Here is an 11,840-nt window from a genome sequence, read left to right as displayed (position 1 = left end):
GTGACTGTCTTGTAAGCAACACAGGAGGGCGATCACTTCTATCTCAGGATAGAAATGATGAAATTAACACAGCAGACTCTATCAAAACAGTCAGTGCAACAAGAGGGGAGTTGTTATGCAAACATTAAAACAGGGGTTAGAGGAGTGCCATCTGATGGAAAAGTTGGCAGATCAACTCGAACAAGAGTGGCAAAAGCGTTTATCCAATGACTATCCAGACTATTGCCCCGATAGCCGAACCAGCATTGTCCAGTGGTTATTGGGAGAAAACAGGGAACAGTTAAACCACCTACTCCCAGACAAACTCAAGATTGTCAGCCAAGCGATGGAGTATCGCTATCGGATTTTACGACAGCGCTATTTGGGGGTAACTCCAGAGCAAGCCTATCGCAATTTAACGGGTCGGTTAGCGGGTTTAGTCACGTTACGCAATAAAATCAGGACGTGGGTGTCTTTGAGTCGCGATCGCCAACGCGCTGTGGTGGATGTCTTGCAAGAAGTGATTCAGGAATTATTAAACAGCGATCGCTATATCCAAGGGCAGATTGGTTGGATTGCTCAATGTAGTGAGGACATTCATTTACGCGACGCCCTCTTACTCACTACCCTTGAGGAATATTGTTTACGCCCGATCCGCAATCAGCCTTTGGTCGTCTATCGATTTGTCAATTTCCTCAAGCGATCAGGACGGGGTGGGATGACTCATCTACCCGGCGGGGAAAATGTGCGATTTGTCTCAGAGTCGATCACCTCCGATGACACCGATACTCCGGTGAGTTTGTTAGATAATCAAGCGATCGCGGATTATCAAGAGACTCAAGTTTGGCAAGAGCAACAAGTGCTGCGTCTATCAGTACGTCGCGAATTTGAAGCCTACCTCGACCAAAACGTTGGCGCCCAAGCCGCCCAATGGTTACAACTTTATCTGCAAGGGAAATCTCAAGAGGAGATCGCGAAAACCTTAGACTTGCCCATCCAAAAGGTTTATCGCTTGCGAGAAAAAATCAGTTACCATGCGATTCGGGTTTTTTCCCTTAAAGTTAAGCCTGAATTAGTCGCCAGTTGGTTAGAAGTGTCCTTAAAAGACCATAATTTAGGGCTAACCCCCCTACAGTGGCAAGACTATTGGCAAAGTCTAACCGATAAGCAGCGCCAATTAATCCAACAATTGAGAGCCGGCAAAACGTTAGATGTCATTGCCAAGGATCTAAATTGGAAGTATAACCAGGCACTTGGCGAATGGAGTAAGCTCTACTTAGCGGCTCAAGACCTACGCAGCTCTTCTTAAGCAGAACGTTGATCTTTTGCCAATTCAGTGTATTCCCTAACTAAAGTCAGTAACAATTGAAGTAGGGTTAACAGCTAACCTTTTTGCCAATCCCAAACCGGACAGTCTATATTATCTGACTCCTGGGGCATCTGAACCGATTGATACTCAGGCTGGAGAAATTATTATGTTACCCTCACCACAGGACCCAGAACGAGCGGACACTCCTGTTCAGTCACCATCATCCTCTCAAGCGTCGGAACTCTCTGGCGTGAGTAGTGAGCAAATGTTTCGGCTGATTGATAGTATTCTGCCTTTTGAAGCCTGTCTATTTCATCAATTCTTGCCCCTGTCTCTCGAAGGTAAGTACCTCAAACTGGGTATGGTCGATCCCCACGACTCTACTGCCCTCGATTATGTGCGTCGCATCCTGGCGTTTATGAACTGTTCCCTGAAAGTCGAACAGATTACCGCCAGCACTCATAAAACTATGCTGTCTGCCTATTTAAACAAAGATCATCAAGGCACGGCATCGAAAAGGCAACGCTCTAAACGCCAACAGCCTATTGCGCGATCGGAACAGTCAACACTAATTATTGATGATGTCAGCTTAGCTGAAGATGAGGCGAATCAGCCTGAGCCGTCAACCCCTTCTCCTCCGGCTGCTGATCACAAAAGCAACTCTACGCCTGCAGGGTCTAAAGCGCAACCGAGTGATCCTGCTCGTCTAACTAAGGATCAGACAACCAATAATCAGCCGCCTGCAGCATCTCAACCTCCACCCAGCCATGATCCGAGTCGAACTGAAACTGAGGCGGTGCAGCCTGAGGCGTCAAAAGCGGCGGCGAAGACCAATCATCCTCCGGCTAAAGCCTCTCAACCGACATTGATTATCGATGATATCCGCCAACTCCAGGAAGAATTGAACCAATCCTATGGCTTCCCCAGACAAGAGGATAGCCCGCCATCGGCAGTAAAACCTCAACCGACTTCACAATTGCCGTCTGATCACTCCCCGGTAAAACCGCCCCCTGATTCCAGCAAGAAGGTATTGGCTGAGACGGCGCTGACTCCAGTTTACAAAAGGTCACTGCCGACTAAGGCTTTGATACCCTTAGAGGTGAAGCCCCTGTATTTATCTCGTCCGATCGGGTTTTTGGCAACCTTAGCCCCCCATCAAATCGTGGAAGAGTTGTTAGGTCGCCTGTTGCAGGGGGGAATGGGTCGGCTGTATTTCCAGCGACTATCTGAGCGCGGTCGCATTGTTTTGCGCCAAGATAACTCTTCCCAGTCTGTCTTGGACAAATTAAGCGTGTCCGTTTTTGAAGATATCATTGTTGAACTTAAGCACCTGGTTAACCTGCCTTTGCAGCCGATTACCCAGCCCAAACAGATAGAAAGTGAGCGATTCTATCAGCAAGAATCTCTTCTATTGTGTTTGCGAGTCGTACCCGGTACTCACGGGGAAGAGGCAACGCTACAACTCTTGCGTGGAGCAGCTTTGACGTTCTATCAACAACAAAAGGTGGAACGATTGGGTCAGGATGCGATCAAACTCGCTGGACAACTGCAAAACAAGTTAAATGATATCCGCGATCGCTCTTATCGCTACTCCCTTCCTCCCATGGAGACACTCAAAACCCTTAGCCAACTCTTACACCATCTCGACAAGCAACTCAACACCCTGACTCACAATCCCATGGATCAGCAGGACAAGTAAACTACCTACACCATACCTGTACTCAGGTTGGTGTAGGCTTTCAGTAGCCCTGTACCAAACCCTTATAAACTAGGTTGGAAGTACTCCATCCGACGTAGTTCACACGACAGGTACGAACCTCCAGGGCTGTTTACAGAAGCCCCCAAAAGTTTAATTACGTTGGCACCATTAAAATCAGCATCACCCTTCCAGTTGCAATGTCCACAAGAGAAAGTCTTACCAATACGGTAGGACTTTCCTTTTACTGGATGGATGTGTAGGCATTTGTGGCAAGTTTGCGAGGTATAGGCTGGATTGATTTTGATTACCTCAACGCTCACTTTGTAACGGGGTATGAAGAACTCTTACAAAAAATAGATGACATTTTTTATCAATTAGAGTTACGGTTAGAGGGAGACATAGGAGTACTTTCATGGGTAAATCACATAAAAAAACACAAGTCACCCCCTTTCTGCTAGAGGGACAATTTGTCAAGTTTCTGGGTAAGACAGATAAAAAACCCAAGCTGCTATGGGTAAATACACAAGCAGGTGAACGGTATATTAAGCTGGCTAAACCCCTACGGGATTCTCTCCCCCAAATCCTTAAATCCGGAGATCAGATTGAAGTGTCTGGGAAACAGAAGTACAAACCGAAAACTGGGGAACTGGAACTCAAAGCCAAAACGGTGACATTAAAGACACCGAAAGAGTCCCAGGAATATGAGAAACTTTTGCAACCGTCTCCGAAGAAAGCCCAAGCCAGCATCATGCTGTGTAAAAAATCATCCTGTCGCAAGCGCGGTGCAGCACAAGTCCATCAAGCGATGAATGAAACCTTGCGCGATCGCAACCTTGATGAGAAAGTAGCGATTAAAGACACAGGCTGTATGAAACAGTGTAAAAAAGGTCCTTGTATGGTATTAATGCCAGACAAAGCCCGGTACAATGAGGTAGCTCCCGAAGACGTCCCGACGTTGGTGGACAAGCACTTTGGCAGTAAACTAGAGCCAGAGGCAAGTGTATTCCAGCGATCTACCGTTAACTGTGGAGGCTGACACTGGAGAATTGGGGGTCAAGAATTCAACAAAAACGATTTAGTTCTCCGATTCCCCTTGCTTTCTTAGTGTTGTTGCCAGATAAACAAGGTGCATAATGAGAAATTTACCGCCACCTGATTCAGATTCCTCTCCACTGGGTTTGGAGGAATGGATTGGTATAATTATCGCCGTTACCACTATCGGTGCGATTTTGATTGGAGTATTGGGTCAACGGCAAAAGGGATTTAACCTGAAGCAGTGGGTTGGCTCAACCACCTCTGAACCAACGATAGAAGAACCAGAAGCGCCAAAACTGACACCTCCGACACTTGATCCGACTCCGACTCGCCAAACCCCCAGCCGCATTCAAATAGTCCCAGCCTCCCCTTCACCCTCTCCAGCCGTAACCGTCTCCCCCTCATCCCCAGACGAGGCGTTTCCAGAAAAAGCTAGAGCCGTTCCCCTCGCTCCTATTGTCTCAGCCCCAGAGACAGAAACACCCACACCAACGCCAACTGAAACGCCTGTTGAACCAGTGAACTTTGCCGATGTTCCCGACGAGTATTGGGCAAGTCCTTATATTACCGCTCTGGTGCGGCGGGATATTATGAGAGGCTTTCCAGAGAGTAACACCTTTAAACCGGATAGTTCGATCACTCGGGCAGAATTTGCGGCGTTGCTGAAAAAGGCTTTTGAGCAACAACCGACATTAGCGACACCCAACTTTAAAGACGTATCCTCAGAATTTTGGGCGTGGTCCGCAATTCAGGAAACCAGCAAAACCAACTTTTTGCGCGGCTATCCCAATACTACCTTTCGACCTAAGGAACCGATTCCTAAGGTGCAAGTCTTAGTTGCACTGGCGAGTGGATTGGGGTTAAAAGAAACTCAACCCTCTCAGGAAGTATTACAAACTTATCAGGATTCAGCTCAGATTCCGGAGTACGCTCGCGAAAAAATCAGTGCGGCGACACAAGCGGGTATTGTGGTGAATTACCCTAATCTTGAGTCTCTTAATCCGAATCAAGATGCAACTCGTGCTGAGGTAGCGGCGATGGTTTATCAGGCGTTAGTCGAAGCTGGGAAAGCAGAAGCCATCGGCTCTGAGTATGTGGTCAATCCTTAACATAAATTCGCGCAAATCCCCATCCGTCTATACGGTGGGGATGGATAGCGAGTCAAAATAGGGGTTCGATACCCTCTATTTTGACATTTGTTATTAGTAGACACCTGTATTTTCTAGGTGTTATACTAATAGTAACTCTCCTAGGTCTACATGGTAAGGCATGGGAGTCAAGATGGTTGAGCAAGAGGGTTGAGCCAGGTGTGATAGAGATGTAGTCCATTACCAGATTGAGTTCTGGACTTTCTACCTAGAAATTAGAAAGTACCCAACGTGGCATCGGCGGATGAAGCGGGAAATCCCAAAGACGAATAAGACCGTCCTTGCTTGCTAGTTGGAGGTTCCCCAAATAAGAGCGAAGCAAGTTGGGGTACTTCACTTGAGGATGCTAGATAGCGATAATACTACCGACATTCTACTGCCTACTGCGATCGCACTCAGTCTCTACTATGCCTCAATCCGACCCGACCCAACCCTTACCTCCCCTTGATCCCACCCTAGACGTTACTCAAAATCACTATTGGACGTATCATAATCTAGAGGCGCTGCTGAGTTGCAAGCGTCCTCTCACCGCGTCCCAAGACGAAGACTTATTTATTTCCGTCCATCAGATTTGCGAACTGGCGTTCCATCAAATGATCCTTGATATGGAGCGAGTTTTAGCCGCATTAGGGCAAGCAATTGCCGATGAGACTGATCCGATTATCGGGGATACTAGCGGAGCCTGTTACTTTTTCCCCCGAATTCTGCGCCTTTATGAAGTAGTATTAACAACAATGCCCATTCTCAAAACAATGCGGGCATTTGCTGAGTTTCGGACAACCATTGGTCCGACGAGTGGTTTTCAGTCGTTCCAGTTTCGCCATTTAGAAATTATGAGCGGGGTGCGAAACTATTGGCAAGGAGGAACCAAAGACGCTACTGGCAATCCTCATATTGCTGAAACCGAATTTGAACGCCGCTATGGTAGTGATATTGCCCAATGGTTTGAGCGCTATCACAATCACAATCTCGCCTATTATTACGATACGCTACTGCAACGAAGTCCCGGAAGCACGACGGCGGAACAGATTTCCTTTCTCTTGAACCATCCTCATGGGAGTCCAGTTTTGAATAATATGCGGACTTACGATAATTTGCAAATCCGCTTTCATCAATTCCATCTTGCACTCGCTGTACAACAACTTAAACTCGTAGGTGTAGAGATAGGAACTGGGGGGACATCATTCCGGGATTATCTAGCGAAATACCATAAACAGCAAGCACCGCTATTTCCAGGATTAACTCAATATAAGCCTGATGGGTTCAGTTAGTCCTCAGTTAAGATTTTATGTCGGGTGGGCAAGAATGAGAAAACTTCACAACGAGGTAAAATTAAATTAAGCCTTTCAACCCGTTTAAACGGGTTTTAGTTCTTAGCCCGAATTTTAATTCAGGGCTTAAATTAATGACATTCGGCTTAAAAGAGAATAGATGTGAGGGAACAGGAAACAAACCATTGCACGAACTGGGAATTACGCAAAATATCGTTGATATCGTTACCGAACACGCGAAGGGGGCGAAAGTGCGACGAGTTTGCCTGGAAATTGGTCAGTTAGCCGCAATAATGCCCGATGCGGTGCTATTTTGTTTTGATGTTTGCAGCAAGGACACTCCCTTGGAAGGGGCAACCTTAGATATTATCGAAATTCCGGGTATAGGTCGCTGTCGTCACTGCAATGCCCACATTCCCCTAGATCAACCCTTTGGTATCTGTGAATGCGGTAGTGTGGAACTGGATATAATATCGGGTCAAGAACTGAAAATTAAGGAAATGGAGGTCGAACCATGTGTGTAACCTGCGGCTGTTCTGATGGCGCTGACACCACTCTCACCAATCCGGAAACGGGGGAAGTTGTCGCCATGGCTAACCACAGTCATGACCCCATGCATACCCATACTCTACCCGATGGGACTGTTATCACTCACTCCTCTACCTCTAGCCACTCCCATACTCACACATTACCCGATGGTCGAGTGATCACCCATACTCACACTCACGACTCTCCAGGGAATCACAGCCCTGAAGCCTCCCAGGTTCACGCCCAGGTTCATGGTACGACAATCTCTCTTGAACAGGATATCCTGGGAAAAAATAATCTGATAGCTGCCCAAAATCGGGGATGGTTTAAAGGGCGTAATATTTTGGCGCTGAATCTAGTCAGTTCTCCGGGGGCTGGCAAAACTACGTTGTTGACGCGCACGATTGAAGATTTACAGGCACAATTACCGATTAATGTGATTGAGGGAGATCAAGCGACGACGAATGATGCCCAGAAAATTCAAGCAACGGGGTGTAGAGTCGTACAAATTAATACGGGAACGGGGTGTCATCTGGAAGCGGCGATGGTGGAACGGGGTTGCACTCAACTCAATCCTCCCCTTAATTCTGTGGTCATGATTGAGAATGTGGGTAATCTGGTTTGTCCCGCCTTATTTGACTTAGGTGAACAGGCAAAGGTGGCGATTTTATCGGTAACGGAGGGCGATGATAAGCCGATTAAATATCCTCATATCTTCAGCGCTAGCCAAGTGATGATTCTGACTAAAATTGACCTGTTGCCTTATGTAGACTTTGATGTGGAACACTGTATTGAGTATGCACGAACGGTTAATCCTCAGATGCAGGTGTTTCAGGTTTCGGCAAAAACAGGAGTTGGGCTAGAGGATTGGTATGAATGGTTAAAGTCTCAGTTTCAAGTCTTGCAACCATTAGCGTGAGTATTACTCAAGATCAGGACGGTTTAAACCGCAACGACTGGGATTAAATGTATCTATTTTTTCCGGATAAAACTATACCATAAAAATGGCGCGACCGCCTGTTGATTTGATTTGGGGAAGCAGTGCGATCGCGCTTTGATTGGGTTGAGCCTAGGGTATGCGATCGCATATCTTGCCCGGTGCGCTTTTCAACCGCGTAATGCACCAAACCGGTAGGGGCGCAAGCCTTGCGCCCAGAAAACCCGTAGAGTCGATTCCACATACTTAAAATTACTGGACTTTAAACTACAACAAATCAACCCAGGTATAACCCAAAGCTGAGAAAGAAGAAAAATTCCTTGTTAAATTAAAAAAAATAATCAATAAACCAATGAAACTCACAGATATTATTCATCACGATGTCGTGATTCACTTAGATACCCTGAAGACTGACCCAGAATTAGTCAAGCAAATCCAAACCCAACTGAATCGCCTAGGATTTTACCCTGGTGGTTCCTGGCTGGATGGCGCCTATGGTCAGCGGACAGAACAGGCAATGACTGATTTCAGTAAATCGGTTTACTTGAATAATAGGGACAGTAATAAATTTGGGAAAGGGTGGGCGCAAAAACTACTGCCTGATGACACAAAATCCCTCCTCTCTCTAAAAGACACCGATAAAGAAACGATTTATAAAACCTTCTTAAAAGAATCCGTTAAGGGAAGCATTGACGAACCCGCCCTATTTTATAAAGGAATTGACACCTCTGCCTACAAAACCCAAATCAAAGACTATGCCGCCCGTCTGATGCAAAAGCCCGATGGCAAAACCTTGGTTTCGGTCACCAAAGATACCACCCACTTCCAACCTTTCCCCCCCGTTGGACAACTCCCCGATATTGATGACCAGGGATTAAGCTTTTTGCATCCAGAGATTACCGAAGCTTGTCTGTGTGTAGGCGGTTTTGTTAACGGAGACTTCAAGACCAAATGGCTAGGCAGAAATGCCTTGAGTAAAACGGAGTTTTGGAGTAGTAGTAAAATTATCCCCATTCTCAATGTCGTCTCTCGCAGCAACACTAATGCCTTTCAGACGGATATTGATACCTGCCTGATTCGAGGCAGAGATTTAAGCGGACAATACCGAGAATACTCTTTCCATGATGTCCTTAAAGATATTCTATCCTACGAAAATCGAATTGCCTCATCCAACTCCCTCGCGGCAATGTTAAAGCAATTTTCGACTCCCGCCGAGTTAGAGAATTGGCTGAAAAGTATGACTGGAAATCAAAACTTGATTTTCACGGGACGCTATGGCGAAGAACCGTTAATCCCTGAACCCGAATTATCAACGCAACCGCCTCAAGGATGGTGGCGTCCCCGAAATGTTATTCTTAAAGGCGTATCAGAACGACATCGCGGCGAAAATACGATTACGGCTTATGATTTAACTCGAATGATCTCGATGTTAGGTTGGCATTATCACATCCCCCAATCCTCACGGCTACCGGGTGCTCAATGGCATAGTTTAGAATCGGTGATTCGGGCGATGGGTGCAGATGCGGCGCGTTTAACGGATGGGGCATTAGATATGTTAAATTTACAGGATAAAATTAGTGCTCCGGTGATTATTTCTAAACTGGGGAATGGTGTAACTCAGATGCGGAATCGGGCGGAAGCGGTTTATGTGGCGTTGGTTCAGTTTATTCAACCAAGTACAATGGGTGTGCCAGAGTTGGTGACGTTTAGCATGGCATTAAAGGGGGCAAAGCGTTTAGAACCCAGGGATGCGAAGCGTGAGGTGGTGGAATTGGATGCTAGGATGGCAACGGAAGTGACGGAAATTATTCGTCGAGGGGTGTTAGGGGAATTGGGTTGAATTCCTGAATTTGGTTCTCTGCAGAGTATTTCTAATTAATGAGTGTGAGCGCCTTTTATCTCTAATCCGACGGCTGTTCTCTCACCCAAGTCCGAAACGCCCGTAATGTTGCGGTTTCTCCATCCGCTAAACTTTGTCGAATAAACCGAGGAATTGCGCCTAAAGATAGCCATGGAAACGTCGGACTTTTCTCCATTGCCCTTGTTCTTTTCCATTCGATATCTTTTTACAGAGTTTTTGCTCTATATAAAAAGGCTCTTGCGTTTCAACAAGAGCCTTCAAGCAAATTAAATTTTAGTGGATGAAATGAACCAATCTAGTCAAGATCACCCATAAACAGCACTGGCTCACTCTCACGGTCAATACCTTTTTCAAATCCAGCAACAGCCGCACGAGCGCGACCTGCATGCCAGAGGTGACCGATCAAGAAGAAGAATCCTAAGATAAAGTGAGCCGAAGCCAACCATGCACGGGGGTTAACGTAGTTAAACCCGTTCATTTCCGTGATAATGCCACCAACGGAGTTGATAGAACCGTTCGGTGCATGGGTCATGTATTCAGCCGCACGGCGTAATTGCCAAGGCTGAATATCATTTCTCAGCTTGTCTACATCCAGTCCGTTAGGACCCCGTAGAGGCTCTAACCAAGGACCTTGGAAATCCCAGAAGCGCATGGTTTCACCACCGAAGATAATTTCTCCAGTCGGAGAGCGCATCAGGTATTTACCTAGACCGGTAGGACCTTGAGCTGAAGCAATGTTTGCCCCTAACCGTTGGTCACGCGCTAAGAAGACGAAGGACTGAGCCTGAGATGCTTCTGCGTTGGTTGGACCATAAAATTCGCTGGGATAAGCGGTGTTATTGAACCAAACAAACGAAGCGGCGATAAAGCCCATCAGGGACAACGCACCTAAGCTGTAGGAGAGATACGCTTCTCCAGACCAGATAAAGGCGCGACGTGCCCAGCCGAAGGGCTTGGTGAGTATGTGGAAGATACCGCCAGAAATACAGATCAGACCGATCCAAATATGTCCGCCGATAATGTCTTCCATGTTGTTGACGCCGATGATCCAACCTTCTCCACCAAAGGGAGAGCGGGTTAGATAACCGAAGATCACCGCCGGGTTCAGCGTTGGGTTAGTAATGATCCGCACGTCACCGCCACCGGGCGCCCATGTATCATAAACACCGCCCACAAACATGGCTTTAATCACGAGCAGGAAAGCACCCAGACCTAAGACAATCAGGTGGAACCCGATGATTGTGGTCATCTTGTTCTTATCTTTCCAGTCGTAACCAAAGAAGGCGGAGTACTCTTCTAAGGTTTCTGGGCCACGAACGGCGTGATAGATACCGCCCAGACCCAGAACAGCAGACGAAATGATGTGCAGCACCCCTACCACAAAGTAAGGGAATGTGTCAATCACTTCACCACCGGGACCTACACCCCAACCCAGGGTCGCAAGGTGAGGTAAAAGGATTGCGCCCTGTTCGTACATGGGCTTTTCTGGAACAAAGTGGGCAACTTCAAACAATGTCATTGCCCCAGCCCAGAAGACAATTAATCCAGCATGGGCGACATGAGCCCCCAGTAATTTACCGGAGAGATTAATCAAACGGGCATTACCCGCCCACCAGGCAAAACCTGATGATTCTTGGTCGCGGTTTCCCGCCACCATGGAACTACTAGAGAGCGTTACCACGTGGTAGTACCTCCTCAGGGAATACAAACTTCTGGTGTGGTTGGTCTTGAGGCGCCAGCCAAGCCCGGACTCCTTCATTCAGGAGAATGTTCTTGGTGTAGAATGTCTCAAATTCGGGGTCTTCCGCCGCCCGGATTTCCTGGGAGACGAAGTCATAGGCACGCAGGTTCACGGCTAAGCCGATCACACCCACTGAACTCATCCATAAGCCTGTCACGGGGACAAACAGCATGAAGAAGTGCAGCCAGCGCTTGTTGGAAAACGCAATCCCGAAAATCTGAGACCAGAAACGGTTCGCCGTTACCATTGAATAGGTTTCTTCGGCTTGGGTGGGGTTAAACGCCCGGAAGGTATTTGACCCTTCACCATCTTCAAACAAGGTGTTTTCTACG

11 protein-coding genes and 2 pseudogenes are annotated in these 11,840 nt (G+C 47.1%); 8 read left to right on the top strand and 5 right to left on the bottom strand.

Features of this window, described 5'->3' with window-relative positions; genetic code table 11:
* The first annotated feature begins 115 nt into the window (after positions 1 to 115).
* Positions 116 to 1,288, top strand: coding sequence for a HetZ-related protein 2 (locus tag RID09_RS22105; protein ID WP_446338070.1), 1,173 nt, complete (start codon positions 116 to 118; stop codon positions 1,286 to 1,288).
* A gap of 166 nt (positions 1,289 to 1,454) precedes the next feature.
* Positions 1,455 to 2,987, top strand: a complete 1,533-nt coding sequence (locus RID09_RS22100) for a GspE/PulE/PilB domain-containing protein (RefSeq protein WP_446338069.1) — start codon at positions 1,455 to 1,457, stop codon at positions 2,985 to 2,987.
* A gap of 62 nt (positions 2,988 to 3,049) precedes the next feature.
* On the opposite strand, the pseudogene RID09_RS22095 reads toward RID09_RS22100, so the two are convergent.
* Positions 3,050 to 3,301, bottom strand: a pseudogene (locus tag RID09_RS22095) (zinc ribbon domain-containing protein); the annotation flags it as partial.
* A 98-nt stretch (positions 3,302 to 3,399) separates the two neighbouring features.
* Between RID09_RS22095 and RID09_RS22090 the strand changes: the two are divergent.
* The 5 genes from RID09_RS22090 (at position 3,400) to hypB (ending at position 7,888) form a co-directional block, all read left to right on the top strand.
* Positions 3,400 to 4,023 (top strand): (2Fe-2S) ferredoxin domain-containing protein, encoded by a 624-nt coding sequence (locus RID09_RS22090; protein ID WP_446338068.1) that lies wholly within the window; start codon positions 3,400 to 3,402, stop codon positions 4,021 to 4,023.
* Between the two features lie 97 nt (positions 4,024 to 4,120).
* The gene (locus RID09_RS22085; protein WP_446338067.1) at positions 4,121 to 5,131 is read left to right on the top strand and encodes an S-layer homology domain-containing protein; all 1,011 of its coding nucleotides are present in this window, start codon (positions 4,121 to 4,123) and stop codon (positions 5,129 to 5,131) included.
* 446 nt (positions 5,132 to 5,577) lie between these two features.
* Positions 5,578 to 6,441 (top strand): tryptophan 2,3-dioxygenase family protein, encoded by an 864-nt coding sequence (locus RID09_RS22080; protein ID WP_446338066.1) that lies wholly within the window; start codon positions 5,578 to 5,580, stop codon positions 6,439 to 6,441.
* 185 nt (positions 6,442 to 6,626) lie between these two features.
* Positions 6,627 to 6,965, top strand: a complete 339-nt coding sequence (locus RID09_RS22075) for a hydrogenase maturation nickel metallochaperone HypA/HybF (RefSeq protein WP_446338092.1) — start codon at positions 6,627 to 6,629, stop codon at positions 6,963 to 6,965.
* Complete coding sequence (hypB, locus tag RID09_RS22070) at positions 6,956 to 7,888, top strand: hydrogenase nickel incorporation protein HypB (RefSeq protein WP_446338065.1); 933 nt, start codon at positions 6,956 to 6,958, stop codon at positions 7,886 to 7,888. Before RID09_RS22075 ends, hypB begins: the two co-directional genes overlap by 10 nt.
* Before the next feature lie 43 nt (positions 7,889 to 7,931).
* On the opposite strand, the gene RID09_RS22065 is transcribed toward hypB, so the two are convergent.
* Entirely contained in the window at positions 7,932 to 8,150 is a 219-nt protein-coding gene (locus tag RID09_RS22065; RefSeq protein ID WP_446338064.1) for a hypothetical protein, read from the bottom strand.
* A gap of 108 nt (positions 8,151 to 8,258) precedes the next feature.
* Between RID09_RS22065 and RID09_RS22060 the strand changes: the two genes are divergently transcribed.
* Positions 8,259 to 9,746 carry a peptidoglycan-binding domain-containing protein gene (locus tag RID09_RS22060; protein ID WP_446338063.1) on the top strand — a complete coding sequence of 496 codons (1,488 nt, stop codon included), beginning with the start codon at positions 8,259 to 8,261 and terminating at the stop codon, positions 9,744 to 9,746.
* Between the two features lie 61 nt (positions 9,747 to 9,807).
* On the opposite strand, the gene RID09_RS22055 is transcribed toward RID09_RS22060, so the two are convergent.
* From RID09_RS22055 to RID09_RS22045, 3 genes and pseudogenes are all read right to left on the bottom strand, one after another.
* Complete coding sequence (locus RID09_RS22055) at positions 9,808 to 9,942, bottom strand: hypothetical protein (protein ID WP_446338062.1); 135 nt, start codon at positions 9,940 to 9,942, stop codon at positions 9,808 to 9,810.
* 120 nt (positions 9,943 to 10,062) lie between these two features.
* Positions 10,063 to 11,424 carry a photosystem II reaction center protein CP43 gene (gene psbC, locus RID09_RS22050; RefSeq protein ID WP_446338061.1) on the bottom strand — a complete coding sequence of 454 codons (1,362 nt, stop codon included), beginning with the start codon at positions 11,422 to 11,424 and terminating at the stop codon, positions 10,063 to 10,065.
* Positions 11,425 to 11,431: 7 nt separating this feature from the next.
* Positions 11,432 to 11,840: pseudogene (locus RID09_RS22045) on the bottom strand (photosystem II D2 protein (photosystem q(a) protein)); the annotation flags it as partial.

Source organism: Coleofasciculus sp. G1-WW12-02, assembly GCF_040219735.1.
In the GTDB taxonomy this organism is placed as follows: Bacteria; Cyanobacteriota; Cyanobacteriia; order Cyanobacteriales; family Coleofasciculaceae; genus Coleofasciculus.
The sequence above is the reverse complement of the archived record's forward strand: the minus strand, read 5'-3'. Positions and strand labels throughout refer to the sequence as shown.